Annotated in this window: 10 protein-coding genes; 7 read left to right on the forward strand and 3 right to left on the reverse strand. The window is 61.6% G+C overall.

The window, feature by feature from the left end; all coding sequences use genetic code 11:
• Window positions 1-2 precede the first annotated feature (2 nt).
• Entirely contained in the window at window positions 3-2,441 is a 2,439-nt protein-coding gene (locus EPO61_03705) for an ATP-binding protein (GenBank protein TAJ09832.1), read from the reverse strand.
• A gap of 151 nt (window positions 2,442-2,592) precedes the next feature.
• On the opposite strand from EPO61_03705, the gene EPO61_03710 reads away from it, so the two are divergent.
• Window positions 2,593-3,567 (forward strand): hypothetical protein, encoded by a 975-nt coding sequence (locus EPO61_03710; protein TAJ09833.1) that lies wholly within the window; start codon window positions 2,593-2,595, stop codon window positions 3,565-3,567.
• 111 nt (window positions 3,568-3,678) lie between these two features.
• Here EPO61_03710 and EPO61_03715 read toward each other — a convergent pair whose 3' ends face one another.
• Both EPO61_03715 and uvrA read right to left on the reverse strand, forming a co-directional pair.
• Window positions 3,679-4,008 (reverse strand): hypothetical protein, encoded by a 330-nt coding sequence (locus tag EPO61_03715; protein TAJ09834.1) that lies wholly within the window; start codon window positions 4,006-4,008, stop codon window positions 3,679-3,681.
• Window positions 4,009-4,354: 346 nt separating this feature from the next.
• Window positions 4,355-6,883 (reverse strand): excinuclease ABC subunit A, encoded by a 2,529-nt coding sequence (gene uvrA, locus EPO61_03720; protein TAJ09835.1) that lies wholly within the window; start codon window positions 6,881-6,883, stop codon window positions 4,355-4,357.
• Window positions 6,884-6,981: 98 nt separating this feature from the next.
• On the opposite strand from uvrA, the gene EPO61_03725 reads away from it, so the two are divergent.
• The 6 genes from EPO61_03725 to EPO61_03750 all read left to right on the forward strand — a co-directional run bounded on the left by EPO61_03725 (window position 6,982) and on the right by EPO61_03750 (window position 16,215).
• Window positions 6,982-7,764, forward strand: coding sequence for a class I SAM-dependent methyltransferase (locus EPO61_03725; protein ID TAJ09836.1), 783 nt, complete (start codon window positions 6,982-6,984; stop codon window positions 7,762-7,764).
• An 86-nt stretch (window positions 7,765-7,850) separates the two neighbouring features.
• Complete coding sequence (locus EPO61_03730; protein TAJ09837.1) at window positions 7,851-9,470, forward strand: radical SAM protein; 1,620 nt, start codon at window positions 7,851-7,853, stop codon at window positions 9,468-9,470.
• Window positions 9,471-9,628: 158 nt separating this feature from the next.
• Complete coding sequence (locus EPO61_03735) at window positions 9,629-11,752, forward strand: universal stress protein UspA (protein TAJ09838.1); 2,124 nt, start codon at window positions 9,629-9,631, stop codon at window positions 11,750-11,752.
• Window positions 11,745-13,124, forward strand: coding sequence for a radical SAM protein (locus EPO61_03740; protein ID TAJ09839.1), 1,380 nt, complete (start codon window positions 11,745-11,747; stop codon window positions 13,122-13,124). Before EPO61_03735 ends, EPO61_03740 begins: the two co-directional genes overlap by 8 nt.
• On the forward strand, window positions 13,124-13,651 hold the full coding sequence (locus EPO61_03745; GenBank protein TAJ09840.1) for a hypothetical protein: 528 nt from the start codon (window positions 13,124-13,126) through the stop codon (window positions 13,649-13,651). Before EPO61_03740 ends, EPO61_03745 begins: the two co-directional genes overlap by 1 nt.
• Window positions 13,652-13,776: 125 nt before the next feature.
• Window positions 13,777-16,215: a GAF domain-containing sensor histidine kinase gene (locus EPO61_03750; protein ID TAJ09841.1), complete on the forward strand. Its 2,439-nt coding sequence runs from the start codon at window positions 13,777-13,779 to the stop codon at window positions 16,213-16,215.
• Window positions 16,216-16,351 lie beyond the last annotated feature (136 nt).

Here is a 16,351-nt window from a genome sequence, read left to right on the forward strand (position 1 = left end):
CGTCAGGACGCCGCCGTCAACGAACCCTGCCGGCTTCTCCAGCATGGCATCCAGGCCAGGGCCACCAGCTTGACGGCAATGTTGCTCTTGGTTGGCTTGAGCGCCAGGGTTTCGAGTGGCTCCGTCTGTCCGTCGAGCGCAACGGCCAGCTTGTCCACTTCCCCTTGAAACTGCGCCTCGAGTTCCGCGATCTGCTGGTCAAGCGCCGCGACGTTCTCTTTCGCCAGCCCCACATCTTTCGTATCTTTGATCGCCCGCCCGGCCCCCCGGATCGCCGTGGTCGCCTTCCCGATCGTGGAGGCACTCACCGTCTTTCTCCCCATGAAGGCCTGCAATAACGTCGCCCCGACTGAGATAGCCGCTTGCACCTTGCTCTGGTTGGCCTGCTCTTCTTCCCGCGCCACCGATTGCTCGGCCCGCCGCTTCCGCTCCTGAAGCGACGCGAACTTCGGCGCATACTTCTGCCGCAACCGCTCGGTTTCCTGATCCCGCCGTTCATGGGTTGCCTGTTGGAGGCGAATTCGGAAGTCTCGCTCCGTTTCGCCCGGCTTGGATAGGAGCTTGAGCCGGGCGCTCTTGCACAGGGTCACTGATTGAGTTCGGTAGAGCCAGGCCGCAAATTCCTTTCCCCAGGCATCATAGTTCTTCGCCTTGCCGGCGGAAGCGGGCAAGGCGGCGAACTGCGCCGCGTTTTGAGGAGCCTGCTCCAAATCCGACACCGCGATCCCAGCCTCGCGGGCTTCGTCCCAGTTGACCGGTACCGGCGCGTCGGTGATGGCCGACAGAAACGCCACATCTTGCGTGACATCCACGCCGGCTTTGACATCCGCCACGCGCACCTGGGCCGCCCCCAACAACATCGGCTGATAGACCAATGTGCTCTCCGCCGGCTGGTTGCCCCGCAAAGGAACAAAATATTGCGGAACCTCCGGCGGCAGCAACGGACGTGAGGAGTGAGGTATACGGGGTGAGGGATAGCTTGCGCTCTCCACCTTTGTTTCTGTCGCCTCACGCCTCACGCCTGACGCTTTACGAGATTCCATGAGTGTCTTGATCTGGTTGCGCGCCAGCGGACCGCGCAAGTAGGACAAGGTCCAGCGCGACTCGAACACTTCCGGCGCATCCTCATGGACGTTGTTCAACAGAAAGATTCGGCTGCCAAGGCCGGCCAGCAGTTGTTCCATCTTTGGACGGTCGAATTTCTTGCCGCTCCCGGCGGCGGCTCCTTCCAGACCTTCCAGCACCCGCGCCTTGTCGCGTTCCGTCTGCAGCCGCCCGATGAACCAGGTGCCGGTATTGGCCAGGCCCTTGTAATCCAGGTCCACCGGATTCTGCGTCGCCAGGACCACCCCCAGCCCGAAGGCCCTGGCCTGTTTGAGCAAAGTCAGCAAGGGGGCCTTGGACGGAGGGTTGGCCACCGGCGGGAAGTAGCCGAAAATCTCGTCCATGTAAAGCATCGCCCGCAAGCTGGTCGTCCCCGATTGCGCCCGCATCCACCCCAGAGTCTGGCTCAATAACAGCGTGACAAAGAACATGCGTTCGGCATCGTTGAGATGGGCGATCGAGAAGATGGCGATGCGCGGCTTCCCCTCCGGTGTGTGGAGGATCTGATCGATCTCCAGCGGCACCCCCTCCAGCCAGGTCGAAAAACCAGGTGCGGCCAGCAAGTTATTGAGTTTCATAGCCAGGCCGAACCGATCTTTCGACGGGAAGAACGATTCCACATCGAGGACCCCGACCTTCGCGACCGGCGGCTGTTGGATCTGCTGGATCAGCGAGGCCAGATCCAGATCGCGCCCCGTCCGCCAGGCGCAATCCAGTATCGTCGAAAGCAGAATATGCTCCCGGCTCTGGATCGGATCTGCCTCGATCCCCAACAAGCCCAGCAGGCCGGTGACCGTCGTGCCGATGCGCTCACGCAGAAGCTCCGCATCGTCGAGAATGGTCTGCGCCGGGGCGGCGAAGGACTTAAGGATGGAGACGGGGATGCCGGCGTTGCTACCCGGCGTGTAGATGGCAACGTCGGCCGCCTCTTTGAGCCGCGCGATGCGGTCCCCGTCCTGCCCCCATTCGGCCAGGCCCTTCTTCCACAGGTCCGCCTGCTGCCGGGCATAGTCCGCCGGCGTCAGGCCATTTTTGCGGGCATCGTCCTCGTTGATCCAGGGGGCGAAGTCTTCCCCGCGCAACTGCGGAAAGGTCAGAAGCAGGTTGGCCAGATCGCCCTTGGGATCGATCACGATAGCGGGGATGCCGTCGATCGCCGCCTCTTCGAGCAGGCCCAGACAGAGGCCGGTCTTGCCGCTGCCCGTCATGCCCACGCAGACTGCGTGGGTCAGCAGGTCTTTGGACTCATACAGCAGCCAGCCCTTCTTGGGCTTTTTCTTTGCGAGGTCATAGGGTCGTCCGAGGTAGAAGACCCCCAGCTTTTCAAAGTCCTGCATGCACCGGCTCCTTTCCCAACTCAGCCGCCCACCATGTCCCGCGGCCAAGCCATTGTATGGCGCGGCCGTCCCGACCGCAAGAACCGCCTGATGCCGCTTCGGAGCCTGCACTCATTCCGACAAATTCTTGCCAGGCCCATGCCGTTTCATTATGCTGGTTCTGGAGCTGCCCATGCCGATCAGCCGCATCCTCCTTGTCAGCCTCTGGCTCTCCCTCCTTGCCGCCTCTGCCTGGGCGGAGACACCGGCCCCCAGCGTCCACTGGGGCGCCATCGCCTACCCCGATCAAGAGCGGACCCTCGCCACAGGCTTGACGCTGAACCGCTTCACTCAATACGACGGAGCCGGCAAGCAATACAACGACATCAACCAGACGATGGGATTCAATTTCGCTTCCGTCAGTTGGACGGAACGCTGGCAACAACTGCCCGGATGGCAGACCAACCTGACCCTCGGCATCGGCCCCACCGACGACGGCCTCACCCGTTTTCTCCAGAACGACGTGATCCACAAGCTCCGCGGCTTCGCCCCGGTCCCGGTCGGCGCGAAACGCGAAGCCTTGGACTACATGGTCAGCGGCACCCTGACCAAATGGACGCCGGTGTTCGGGCAGCGGGAGGACGGCTTCGCCGGTCTCGGTGTCGCGATGGGCTCGCTCTATCAAGAGCCTTACGCGCAAGCAGGCCTGCGCCGGGTCGCGCTGTCGGATGTCTTTCACTCGGCAACCGGTGAAACCTCGTCGGCGCTCCGGACTTTTTCCAACTGGGTGCGGTTTTCAGCGATGGGCCGGTACGGGCGTCTCTACGGCGGCAGCGCCTTCCCAGTCATCGCGCCTCAGTCGTATCTGGGCCAGTTTTCCATCAGTGCCGGAGACTACCGCGCCAGCCGGAACGAATCGGACACATGGGAACTTGAACTGGCCTTCACCGTGGATTCAGGACTGTTCGTGGATCGCAAGGGGGATGCGCTGGAGGAACGGTTCGTCTCGATCGCCTTCCGCTACTCGTTCGTGACGTTCGAAACGTGGAACGACCTGATCAACCAGAAAGACTATGGGCCCACGTATGGAGGGCGCCTGACGATCGATCTGCTCCGCCTCTATGATAAATGGAAGTGCGACGCCTGAGGCCTTGCCGGAAAAGAGCGTATGGCTGATAGCGAATGGCAAGATGACATCGGAGGCCTCGCCGAGTGATCCTCTTGCCATAAGCCATATGCCATTAGCTCTTCGTCCCTCTTACCACTCTTTGAAGATCACGAACACAGCCCCGACCATCAAGGCAAAGCCGGCCAGATAGTTCCACTTCAGCGGCTCCTTCAGATACCAGACGGAAAACCCGCAAAACACCACCAGCGTGATCACCTCCTGGATCGTCTTCAACTGCGCCGCCGAAAACTGATAGTGGCCGATCCGATTCGCCGGCACCTGAAAACAATATTCCACGAAGGCAATCCCCCAGCTCACGCCAATGGCCATCCACAAGGGCGACTCCTTATACTTCAGATGCCCATACCAGGCCATCGTCATGAAGATGTTCGAAATCGTCAGCAGCACGATCGTATGCATAATCTCCCCTTCAAAAGGACCTCGCGGCCAGATTTCGCGCAGTATATGGCGGTGGTTTTTTCTGGCAAGATAAGGAAAGAAGTCTTCCGATCGGCTGAGGGCCATAAGCGCCATCAGCCGCCACCTCTCTCTCTTTCTAGACCGGGGCTGGAAGGGGTAGTCGGCGAAGCCACGCGACATGGCGGGCATGGCCTGCTGATGGCTGGAAGACGCCGAGCGCCGTTCTGCTCATCCGATAAGGCGCGAAGCCAACGGGACGACATTGCAAGCCGATCCCGCATCAACGCATCATGGCGCGGCTGAGACCGACTACCCCTTCGTCAGCCCGCTTCCGACCCACCAGCCGTCAGCCGAGTCCGGCTTCCTTCAACACTTGGCCCGTGTACGACTTCGCCACCTTCGCGATCGCCGCCGGCGGTCCTTCGGCCACAATCTCCCCGCCCCGGTCTCCCCCCTCCGGTCCGAGATCGATCAGCCAGTCCGCGTTCTTGATCACGTCCAGATTGTGCTCGATCACCAGCACCGTGTTCCCCGCCTCCACCAAGCGGTTCAGCACATCCAGCAGCCGCTGGATGTCGGCGAAGTGCAGGCCAGTCGTCGGCTCGTCCAGGATGTAGAGCGTGCGGCCCGTCGCCCGCTTGGATAGCTCGCGCGAGAGCTTCACCCGCTGCGCCTCGCCTCCGGAGAGGGTCGTCGCCGACTGGCCTAGCTTCACATAGTGGAGCCCCACGTCGTGCAGGGTTTGCAGCTTGGTCCTGATCAGCGGGATAGCCTCGAAGAACTCCAGCGCCTCGTCCACCGTCATGTTCAGGATGTCGGCGATGCTCCGGTCCTTGAATTTAATCTCCAAGGTCTCGCGGTTGTACCGCTGGCCCTTGCAGACCTCGCAGGTCACGTAGATGTCCGGGAGGAAGTGCATCTCGATCTTGATGAGCCCGTCCCCCTCGCAGGCCTCGCAACGCCCGCCCTTGACGTTGAAACTGTAGCGGCCCGCCTTGTACCCCCGCACACGCGACTCAGGCAGCTTGGTGAAGAGGTCCCGGATAAAGGTGAAGAGGCCCGTGTAGGTGGCCGGGTTGGAGCGGGGCGTCCGCCCGATGGGCGACTGGTCGATGTCGATCACTTTGTCCAGGGCTTCCACGCCCTGGAGCGATTGGCAGCCATCGATCTTGGGCTTCTTCTGGTACAGGAGCTGCGACAAGGAATGGAACAGGACCTCCAGCACCAGGGTGCTCTTGCCCGATCCGGACACGCCGGTCACGCAAGTCAGCAGCCCCAGGGGAATCTTGGCGGTGATGTTCTTGAGGTTGTGCTTCCTGGCCCCGACCACGCCGAGGAACTTTTTGGCTTTCCGTTCCCGGTGGGGCAGGGTAACGGATGACTCTCCGCGCAAATACCGACCCGTCAGGGAGGCCTTGTCGGCCATGATCTCCTTCGGCGTCCCTTCTGCGACGATCTTCCCCCCAAGGGCGCCGGCTCCCGGCCCCATGTCCACGATATGATCCGCCGCCATCATCGTTTCCGCATCGTGCTCCACGACCACGACCGTGTTGCCCATGTCGCGCAACCGAATCAGGGTCTGGAGCAGCCGCCGATTGTCCCGCTGGTGCAAGCCGATGGACGGCTCGTCCAGAATGTAGAGGACCCCCACCAGGCCAGACCCGATCTGCGTGGCCAGGCGGATGCGCTGCCCCTCGCCGCCGGAGAGCGTCGCCGCCGCCCGGTCCAGGGTCAGGTAGTCCAGCCCGACGTTGTTCAAAAAGCCCAGCCGCTCGCGGATTTCCTTCAAGATGCGCTGGGCGATAAAGGTCTCCCGCTCGCTGAGTTTGAGCGAACCGAAATAGGCGGCCGCCGTCCGTACGGACAGTTGCGTCACTTCCGCGATGGATTTTCCGCCCAGCTTGATCGAGAGGCTTTCCGGCCTGAGCCTGGCCCCTTTGCAGGTGGGACAGGGCTCCAGGAGGGTGAAATCCTCCTCGATCTCCCCTTCCGAGCTGCCGGGCGCAACCGCAAAGCCGATCCCGTCGCAAGCCGGGCAGGCGCCATGGGGACTGTTGAAGGAAAAGACGCGGGGGGTGATCTCCGGGTAGCTCAGGCCGCAGCGGATGCAAGCCAGCGTTTCGCTGAAGAGTTTCGTTTTGTTGTCCTCGGTCAGCACACCGACGAGACCGCCCGCCAACTTGAGCGAGGTTTCCACCGAATCGGCCAGTCGCCGGGCCAGCGGATCGTCCGGCCCGACCCGCTTCATCACCAACCGGTCCACGACCACTTCGATCGTGTGTTTCTTTTGCTTGTCGAGCGCGATGTCCTCGCCCAGGTCCACGATCTGACCGTCGATCCTGGCCCGCACATAGCCGGCCCGCCGCATATCGAGGAGTTCCTTGCGATATTCCCCCTTCCGCCCCCGGATGATCGGGGCCAGCACCTGGAATTTGGCTCCGGCCGGCAAGGCCAGAATCGCGTCCACCATCTGCTGGACCGTCTGCGCCGTGATCTCCTCGCCGCAACTGAAGCAGAAGGGACGCCCGATGCGGGCGAACAGCAGGCGCAGATAGTCGTAGATCTCCGTGACGGTCCCGACGGTGGAGCGGGGATTGTGGCTGGTGCTCTTTTGCTCAATGGAGATGGCCGGCGAAAGGCCTTCGATCGAATCCACGTCGGGCTTGCCCATCTGTTCGAGGAACTGGCGGGCATAGGCGCTGAGGGACTCGACGTAGCGGCGCTGCCCTTCGGCGTAGATCGTGTCGAAGGCGAGGGAGGACTTGCCGGACCCGCTCAAGCCGGTGATGACCACCAGCTTGTCGCGCGGAATTTCGACGTCCAGATTTTTGAGGTTATGTTCCCGCGCGCCGCGGATGAGAATCGAGCCGGCCATGAACATCCTCCCCAGGCGCGGAATTATAACATGGGGCTCGGCCAAGCGGGGCGCGCCTTGCCTTGACAAAGCCGCGGCGCGGGTGCTACCTCCTTGCGATGCTCGAATTGAAGGAAAAACCGGCGTCGGCCAGGCCTCTTCCGCCTCCGCCGGAGGGGACCGTGCCCGACTGGTCCGGCAAGGGCAAGGAGCAGGCGGTCCAGCGGATGTTCACCGCCATCGCCCGCTGGTACGACCTGAACAACTCGCTCCTCAGTTTCGGCCTGCACCATCGCTGGAAACGCCGCGCCGCTGCCTTCGTCCCGACGACTCAGGCCGGCCGCGCCATGGATATCGGCGCCGGCACCGGCGATCTGGCCCTCTTGATCCACCCGCGCATGGGCGAAGGAGGCCGCGTGGCGGCGGTGGACCTGAACCAGGCCATGCTCCGGGAAGGCGTGCGCAAGATCGCCGGACGAGGACTCGACGGCCATGTCACCTGTCTGCGCGCCAATGCCGAACAGTTAGGATTCCGGGACAACAGCTTCGACGCGGTGACGACGGGATTTTGCATCAGGAACGTGAGCGATCTCCTGAGGGCTTGTACGGAAATCTGCCGGGTCTTGAAGCCCGGCGGCCGGTTCGTCTGTCTGGAGTTTTCCCGCCCGGTCAGCCCTTGGCTGCTGAACCTCTACGACTGGTACTCGTTCAGCCTCCTGCCCAAGGTCGGCACGCTCGTGGCCCACGATAAGACCGGCGTCTATCGCTACCTGCCCGCCTCCATCCGCGCCTTTCCCGACCAGGAAGGACTCAAATCCCTCTTGCTCAAGGCCGGGTTCCGGCAGGTGGACTATCACAATGTGAGCGGCGGGATCGTCGCGATCCATGTGGCAATCAAATAGTTGACAAGTTTATCAAGTCTGAAAGTCATCAAGTCCCAGGATATTCTCGACTTTATAGACTTTGCAACTTTGCGACTTTATAGACCATGAACTCGATTCTTTACGTCTTCCTGCCGTGCAAAAAGGTGTACCCGATCGGGATCACTTATTTGGCGGATTTTATCCATCGGCGGCGACCCGATGTCCGGCAACAAATTCTGGACTTGTCGGTCTACCCGCAAACGGAGCGGCCGAAAGTCCTGCGGGACGCAGCCATGGCGTTCGCGCCGGACCTGGTCTGTTTCTCCTGGCGGGACATTCAGATTTTCTCTCCCCACGAAGGGGATGCGTCGCTGGAACATGCGTTCAATTTTTACTTTTCGAGCAACCCGATCAAGAAAATCGCCGCCTCGTTCCAGGGTGTCAAACAGCTCTATCGGTATTACAACGACATCCGGACCAACCTGTCCTACCCCTGGCTGATCCGGAACGAGTTCCCCCAGACTCAGATCATGATCGGGGGCGGGGCTTTCACCGCCTTCGCGGACCAGTTGATCGAGAAACTGCCGGAAGGGACGGTCGGCATCCTCGGCGAAGGCGAGGACGCCATCCTCAAGATGGTGGAAGGCCGCTCCCTCGCGGAGGAACGGTTTATCGTCAAAGAAGGGGGGAAGGTCTCCAAAGGCGAACAGGGATCGCCTGCCCTGTTGGACGCCCTGACCGTGGATTTGCCTTACCTCACCGGCATCTTCCCCCAATACCGGGACTATCTCGACGAATCCATCGGCGTCCAAAGCAAGCGCGGCTGTCCTTACGACTGTGCCTTCTGTCTCTATCCCTATATCGAGGGCAAACGGGTCCGGTACCGGCCGCCGGAGATGGTCGTCAAGGACATCGCGCAACATTATCACCAATGGGGCGCGCGCAAGTTCTGGTTCACGGACGCCCAGTTCATCACCGGTAAGGAAGCCTATCCCCAATGTACGGAGATTCTGGAGCGTATCCTCCGCGAGAAGCTGGACATCCAATGGTCCGGCTACATCCGAACCTCGCTGATCACGGCGGACCTGGCCAAGCTCATGGTCCGCTCGGGAGTCGGAGACCTGGAAGTGGCCATTACCTCCGGTTCGCAGGAGGTCCTCAACAACCTCCATATGGGGTTCAAGTTGGAGCGGCTCTATGACGGTTGCCGGTACCTGGCCGAAGCCGGCTTTCAAGGCAAGGTCATCCTGAACTACTCCCTGAACTCCCCCAAGGAAACCGAGGACACCCTCTTGCAGAGCGTCGAATCGTACAAAACGGTCGCCTCAATCCTGGGCGAGGAACGGGTGTTTCCCTTGATGTTTTTCCTGGGCATCCAACCGAACACGGACTTGGAACATCGGCTGCTGGAGGAGGGGTACCTCTCGGCCGGCTACAATCCGCTGATGCTCACCCCGACCAGCATCAGAAAACTCCTCTATAACCCGGCCCCGTTGAACAAAATCATCGCCAAGGCCTGCCTGACCGCCTGGCATAAGAAACAGGGGAGTCAGGACCCCCGTCCCTGGTCCGGCTCCCTCTCCGCCAAGCCCCAAGCCTATGCGGACGGCAGCCTTATCCGCGGGGTCGAACACAACAGCGGGCGCCAGGCTCTGCTGACGCTGGAAGAGATTCTCAGGTCACGAAAAACCGCTGGTTCTTCAGCTGCTTCGCCATCGGGGCCGGCCGTCAGCCGAGCGGGCTAACGCCCCTTTTCATCCCCCCAGATGCTGCTTGCATTCTCAACATTTCCGATGCTATCATGCCTTCTCATTTTAGCCCGGCGATATCTCGGAATCGGTTCAATTTCCTAACGATTTTCTCGATCTCGACGTTTGCCAGGGGGCCTGAAGGAGGCGGGTAGATGTACAAGACGATTTATGTCCCGGTGGATAACTCGGACTATTCCAATACAGCCGTCGACGTGGGCGTCGACCTGGCCAAAACGTTCGGCGCCAAAATTGTCGGGAGCCATGTCTATGCGGCGAAGATGCATGACAAGCGCTTCAAACAGATGGAGGCCGGACTGCCGGAGGAGTATCACGACGAAAAAGAACTGGATCGGCAACGCCAGATCCACGACTCGCTGATCACCCGCGGCCTCCAAATCATCACCGACTCCTACCTCGACTACGTGGACAAGCGATGCACCGAGGCCAACTTGCCCCTGGAGCGCCGCTCCCTGGAGGGGCGGAACTGGAAGGTACTGGCCGAAGACATCAATCAGAACGCCTACGACCTCGTGATCATGGGCGCCCTCGGCGTCGGCGCGGTGAAAGACAGCGTGATCGGCAGCAACACCGAGCGCGTCGTGCGCCGCGTGCGGACCTCCGACATGCTGATCATCAAGAACACGCAGCCGACGACCAGCGGCAAGATCGTCGTCGCGGTGGACGGCAGCGCCTACTCGTTCGGCGGGCTGATGACCGCCCTGGCCTTGGGGAAGGCCTTGAATCGGCCGGTGGAAGCCATCTCGGCCTTCGACCCCTATTTCCACTATGCGGCGTTCCACAGCATTTCCGGCGTCCTCAACGAGGAGGCCGGCAAGGTCTTCCGGTTCAAGGAGCAGGAAAAGCTGCACGAAGAAATCATCGACAGCGGCTTGGCCAAGATCTACCAGTCGCACCTGGACATTTCCCGCGAGATCGCCCAAGCCGAGAACACGGACATCAAGACCACCCTGCTGGACGGGAAGGCCTTCGAGAAGGTCATCCAGTACGTCCGCAAGGACGTCCCCTGGCTCCTGATCGTCGGCCGAATCGGCGTGCACAGCGACGAGGACATGGACATCGGCAGCAACACGGAGAACCTTTTGCGCGCCGCCCCCTGCAACGTGCTGGTCTCCAACCGCAAGTATACCCCGCCCATCGACACCCAGGCCGAGTACACCATCGCCTGGACCGAAGAGGCCCTGCGACGGATGGAGAGGATTCCGGTGTTTGCGCGCGGCGTGGCCAAGACAGCCATCCACCGGTATGCGATCGAGAAGGGCCACACGATCATCAGCAACACGGTGGTGGACGCGGCGGTCGGGCACATCCTGCCGAAAGGCGCGATGGACGCCATGCGGGCGCTCGGCGGGAGCCTGGACGCCGCCGGCATCGACCGGGACAAGATGCAGGCCGATGATTCCGTGGCCAAGGACCTGATGGGCGGCACGCTCAGCGGCATGATGACCGAGATCGTGCAGGAGAAGCCGACGGTGAGCGCCGGCACCCAAGCTTACTTGGACCGGATGAGCCAGACCTACTTCGTCTGCGACGGCTGCGGCTACATCGGCAAGGGCGACACGCCGGTGAAGTGTCCCGTCTGCATGGCGGAGGGCGCGCGTTTCAAGCAGGTGGACAAGAGCATCTTCGAAGCGGCGGCCAAGGCGGAAGGGCAGCTGGAAACGGAACTGGCCTACGACGACGTGCCAATGCAGTGGACCAAGGACGCCAAGGAAGCCATCCGGAGCGTCCCGGCCGGGTTCCAGCGTCGGCGCGCCAAGGCCAAGATCGAAAAGACGGCCCGGAAGCTGGGCATGACCACGATTACGCTCGAGTATGCGGCGCCGATAATCAAGGAAGCGGCGACCGAGGACTATACCCCCATCTTTGCGAACAAAGGCACCGGCACGGCCCCGGAGACGGAGGCCGCGCTCCATGCCGACCAAGGCAACGGCCAAAGTAACGGCCATGGCAACGGGCATGCAACCGGCGGCAACGGAGGTAGTTCGATGTCTGCTCCCGCCCCTCTCACCTGGACCCCGGACGCGCAGGCGCGCCTCGACCGCGTGCCCCCCGGTTTCATGCGCGACTGTACCAAGGCGCTGATCCTGAAGCATGCCGAAAAGGTCGGCGCGACCACGATCACCCTCGACGTGGCCAATGCGGGGATCGAACAAGCCAAGGGCACGATGGAAGAAGCAATGAAGACGGGCAACCTGAAGGATATCCTCGAACGCCTGGGCGTCGGCCCCCAGCCGGGATCCTCCCAGAATGGGTAAGGCCCTTCCGATTTTCAATTTTCCCGCCCTCGCGGGCAAATTCGACTCGCTCGAACAGCAGATCAAGCAGTTCGTGACGTCGCCCGGCGTGACGCCGGGCGACGGGCGGACGGTGGACGACTTCAAGCCCTTCCTGATCGCCCTCAACCTCACCAAGCGCTGCAACCTCAAATGCGACCATTGCTACCTGGACGCCACCACCAAGGCCGGCGGAGGATCGGACGAGCTGACCACGGAGGAATGCGTCCGCCTGATCGACCAGATTGCGGAAGTGAACCGGGGCTGCCTCTTAGTGATCACCGGCGGGGAACCGCTGACCCGTCCGGATATTCTGGACATCGCACGCCACGCGGTGGGGCTCGGCTTCATGGTCGTGTTCGGCACCAACGGGATGCTGATCAACGACCGCATGGCCAAGGAACTGGTGGAGATCGGCGTCATGGGCGTGGGCATTAGCATCGACTCGCTGGACGCCAAGAAGCACAACCGTTTCCGCGGACTCGAAGGGGCCTGGGAAGGCGCCGTGGCCGGCATCGAGGCGTGCAAGCGCAATGGGCTCCAGTTCCAGGTGCATTTCAGCGCCCAGCCGATGAACTATCAAGAGCTGCCGGATGTGGTCGAGTGGGCCCATACCCTGGGCGCCAAGGTGCTGAACGTCTTCTTCATGGTCTGCACGGGCCGCGGCGAAGAGCTGACCGACATCACCCCGGCCCAGTATGAAGAAGTCCTGGGCTACCTGGTCGATTGCCAGGACAAGTACAAGGACATGCTGGTCCGCGCCCGCTGCGCACCCCACTTCAAACGCCTGGCCTACGAGAAGGACCCCAACTCCCCGATCACCAAGGCCCAGGGGTATATGGGTGGGGGCTGCCTGGCCGGCACCAATTACGCCCGGGTGACTCCGAACGGCGAGCTGACCCCCTGTCCCTACATGCCGCTCTCGGCGGGGAATGTCCGCGAGAAGAGCTTCGTGGATCTCTGGGAACGGTCCGACATCTTCGACTCCTTCCGTTATCCGCATCTCAAAGGCAAATGCGGAGATTGCGAATACAGCGAAATTTGCGGCGGCTGCCGTGCCAGGCCGTATGTGGATCACGGGGACTGGCTGGACGAGGACCAGTGGTGCCTCTACACCCCGAAGGGCGGCGCGAAGGTGCAGGTGGCCTTCAACACGCCGGAGGAAAGCACCGCGGTCTGGGAAGAGGCGGCGCAGACCCGGCTCGACCGCATCCCCTACTTTCTCCGTGCCATGGTCAGGAAGGGCGTCGAGCGGCACGCGCGCGAGCAAGGCCTGGCCGTCATCACCGTCGAGTTGATGGAAGAGCTCCGCAAAAAGCGCTTCGGCAACGACGCCCCGGTGTTTAAATTCTAATGGACGCGCTGCAATCACTCCTGACCGATCTCAACCAGTTGATCCCGATCGTCAACCATTGGCTGCACCTGGTCTCGGCCGTCATCTGGATCGGCGGCCTGGCCTTCCTGGTCATGGCGGTGACGCCAGGCTTGAAGACCGCGGTGCCCAAGGAATACATCAAGCCCATCGCCGACACGTTTTACCGGCAGTACAAGCGCGTGGTGGGCGTCCTGCTGGTCGTGATTCTCTTCACCGGCGGAATCAATCTCCACTATGTGAACCAGCTGCTGGTTTCCCAAACCGGGGCCGGCATTCCCCACCATGCCAAGTACCTGACCGTGTTCTTCATCAAGTTGTTCCTGGTTCTGGGCATCCTGACGCTCTTCCTCTACACCATCATCTTCAAGACCGAGCCGACCGGCGAAGAAACGGCCGAGGAGCGGGAGGAGCAGATGGCGGAGCCGGTCCCCTTCCAGCGCGTGGCTTTATGGCTCGGCCTCCTCATCATCCTCTGCGCCGCCGCCCTGAAACACTTGCACCAGTAGACAATCCTCTCCTCCCGGTATCGTCTTCCCCAAGGCAGCGCCAAGCGGTTTCCGTACTCTCTCCTATTCCATCGAGTGCTTCCCCCGATTGACAAGTTCGCCGATCTCTTTACATTGCGCCCTTTATGACCCCTTCATCGGCATCCGGCGCACCCCTCGACGAACTGCTCAAGAAGCGTCCGTCGCCGGAGCTACAAATTGCCGGGCCGGCGCAGCAGCCGCTTCCCAAGACCCATAGCATCCTTGAGAAGGGCATGATGGAGTACCGCCCCTTCGGGGCGGATGCCACGGGCGAGAAGATTCGCGACGTGAGCGGCATGACGATCCGCGCCAACATCGAGTATCTCGAGGAATCCATCAGCCTGAAAGCGGGGCCGGCTGCAGGCATGCAGGCGGTCGAGAATCTCTGCTCCCTGTTGAACGAACGGATTCGGGACCCCGCCTACCACGTCGCTCCGGCCTTGCTCAGGAACATGTGGCACAGCTATTCGTACGAGTTCCGCTGCTTCCTGGGCGAGTTCTGCTGCATCATCGCCGGCGATCCGCAATTCGCATTCAAGATGGCCCAGGCCAAATTTCTCTCGCCGATCATCCAGACCCTGGGCCGCCCCTTCTCGGTCTCGCAGATCTACCGAATGTTTCCGCATTTCGGGGAAAAGTTCGTGAAGGGCTCCATGTACATGGAGGCGGAATCAGTGACCGATCGCCACGCGCTGCTCAGAATGAAATTCACCGACGCGGTGGACGGCCAGTTCGGACCCTATCGGAAGGCCTGCGCGGCCCTGGTCTGCGCCGCCTCGAAGGGTGCATTGACGGCCATTCCCGAGCGCATTCATCATGGCCGGCCGGCCGCGATCACAGACCTGTCGTGCATGGCCGAGGGAGATGAGTGGTGTGAGTGGGACATTACCTGGGACCCCGAGCCATCCCGGCAACCCCTGTGGGTTGCGGTCGGCTTCCTGGCCAGCATGGCCTGCTGGTTCTTCCTACGCCACCAACATCCGACGCTCACCACCATCCAGGCCTTGTTGTTGGCGTCCGCGCCCGCCCTCCTATCGGTGCTGATTGTGCGCTGGTGGGCACGCCATACCCGAAGCCAGATGCGGGAGCAGTTGGTGGACGAACAGCTCCGCTCCGTCGAGGCCCGGCATGAAGAGCTTCGCGAGGCCTATCTGGAGCAGGAACAGACCACGGTCGAATTACGCCGCAAAGTCGGGCAACTGACCATTCTCCATCGGGCCGGGCTCCTCTTTAGCTCCACCCTAGACCGGGACCTGCTGTTCGATTCCGTGCTCCGCGCCCTCAATGAGGACTTGCACTACGATCGGGCCATGATCTCCCTGTACGATCGCGACCGCCGGGTGGCTCATAAAATCAGGATCATGGGAGTCTCCGAGGCTTGCACAGCTTTTGCGGAGAACCTGGCAATCCCCGTCACAGACCCGCACCTGCTGGAAGGCGCCGTCCTGCTGGAAGGCCGACCGATCCTGGTCCGGAATCTTCAGGAAGTCTGGCACTGCCTGCATCCGCTCCATCAGCAGCTGGCGACCATGACGGGAGCAAAGTCCTTTATCTCCGTCCCGTTGAAGGTCAAAAGCCAGGTCATGGGCGCGCTGACGGTGGACCGAACCGAGGTCAACGGCCTGGGGCAGGCCGACCTTGACCTGATGGTGACGGTTACAAATCAGGTCGCCATCGCGCTCGACAATGCGGACGCCTACGCCCAAATTGAAGCCTTGAATGTCGGGCTGGAAGCCAAGGTGCGCGAACGTACCCGGGAGTTGGAGCGGCTGAACCAGGACCTGGCTGCCGCGAACCAGAAGCTGCGCGAATTGGACCATCTCAAGTCGGCATTCGTCTCGATTGTCTCACATGAACTGCGCACCCCCATGACGTCCATCAAAGGCTACGTGGAGAATCTGCTGGACGGCATCAGCGGCCCCCTGAACAATCGGCAGGCCCAGTCGCTCGAACGGGTCAAATGCAACGCCGATCGGCTGACGCGCATGACCAACGAGCTCCTGGATCTCTCCCGAATCGAAGCCGGGTTGATTGACCTGCGCCTGGCGCCGATCACGATTCCTGAGTTGGTGGCCGACGTCATGGACAGCGCCCAAGCTTTTGCCCAGCCTAAATCCATCACGCTCCGCCAACGATACGCGGCGGCGCCGCCCCCCATCACGGCCGACCGGGACAAGTTGCATCAAGTCCTCACCAACCTGATCCACAATGCGATCAAATTCACGCCGCAGCACGGCCTTGTCCTCGTCGAGGCCACCACGTTGGAGGGACAAGTTGAGATCTGCGTCTCGGACAGTGGCTGCGGGATACCCGAACAGGAGCTAAATCGGGTATTCGAGAAGTTTTACCGTGGGCCCTCCGCGCCCATCGAGACGAGAGGCGCAGGCCTGGGGCTCTCGATCACCAAGAGCCTGGTGGAGTTACACGGAGGCCGCATTTGGGTGACCAGCAGCAGGGGCCAAGGGAGCCGATTCTGTTTCACTCTCCCGATCGAGACTCCCATTAAACCGAACGAATCCAGCCCCACGTATCGTCTCGGATAAGCTCTGTACTCGATCTGATACTGACGAACACCAGTCCTATTACCTGGCGATTCCACACCGTACTGACTTGCGACTGTACATTCGCGCCTGCCAAGCTTCGCCACAGGGTACACCAATACTCGCTGCATGGCACGCT

The sequence above is a fragment of the Nitrospirota bacterium genome (assembly GCA_004296885.1).
In the GTDB taxonomy this organism is placed as follows: Bacteria; Nitrospirota; Nitrospiria; order Nitrospirales; family Nitrospiraceae; genus SYGV01.

What these genes read in the sequence shown, in the direction of transcription:
- EPO61_03715 (TAJ09834.1), bottom strand. Translation starts at nt 4,008, where the DNA reads ATGCATACGATCGTGCTGCTGACGATTTCGAACATCTTCATGACGATG.
- EPO61_03710 (TAJ09833.1), top strand. Translation starts at nt 2,593, where the DNA reads ATGCTGGTTCTGGAGCTGCCCATGCCGATCAGCCGCATCCTCCTTGTC.
- EPO61_03735 (TAJ09838.1), top strand. Translation starts at nt 9,629, where the DNA reads ATGTACAAGACGATTTATGTCCCGGTGGATAACTCGGACTATTCCAAT.
- EPO61_03740 (TAJ09839.1), top strand. Translation starts at nt 11,745, where the DNA reads ATGGGTAAGGCCCTTCCGATTTTCAATTTTCCCGCCCTCGCGGGCAAA.
- EPO61_03730 (TAJ09837.1), top strand. Translation starts at nt 7,851, where the DNA reads ATGAACTCGATTCTTTACGTCTTCCTGCCGTGCAAAAAGGTGTACCCG.
- uvrA (TAJ09835.1), bottom strand. Translation starts at nt 6,883, where the DNA reads ATGGCCGGCTCGATTCTCATCCGCGGCGCGCGGGAACATAACCTCAAA.
- EPO61_03725 (TAJ09836.1), top strand. Translation starts at nt 6,982, where the DNA reads ATGCTCGAATTGAAGGAAAAACCGGCGTCGGCCAGGCCTCTTCCGCCT.
- EPO61_03745 (TAJ09840.1), top strand. Translation starts at nt 13,124, where the DNA reads ATGGACGCGCTGCAATCACTCCTGACCGATCTCAACCAGTTGATCCCG.
- EPO61_03705 (TAJ09832.1), bottom strand. Translation starts at nt 2,441, where the DNA reads ATGCAGGACTTTGAAAAGCTGGGGGTCTTCTACCTCGGACGACCCTAT.
- EPO61_03750 (TAJ09841.1), top strand. Translation starts at nt 13,777, where the DNA reads ATGACCCCTTCATCGGCATCCGGCGCACCCCTCGACGAACTGCTCAAG.